Below are 259 nucleotides of genomic sequence, written 5' to 3'. Positions count from 1 at the left end.
GCCATCACAATCTGTGATTGCTGTTACAGGTAAAGTAATATCTGCTGCAGTAAACTCACATGCATCGTTTGGATCGGTGTCGTTTGGTCCTTGAACACCGTCTCCATCAGGATCCACCTCGTCTAAGTTACTTACTCCATCTCCATCACAATCTGCAGTTGCCCAGTCACTTGTTGTGTCTGTTAAATCTACATTTGTTAAATCTCCTCCAATACATGGATCCGTATCATTTGGATCCGTATCACTTGTTTCTCCATCA

The 259-nt window shown here is 42.9% G+C and carries 1 protein-coding gene; it reads right to left on the bottom strand.

The genetic code is table 11. The features are described from left to right. Positions 1–259 (bottom strand): hypothetical protein (locus ACVCXO_RS00775; protein ID WP_452227692.1); only part of this gene is annotated, 259 nt, incomplete at both ends.

This window comes from Lacinutrix sp. MEBiC02404, assembly GCF_053601575.1.
Note: the sequence above shows the minus strand (reverse complement) of the source record. Positions and strands in the feature narration are given on the sequence as shown.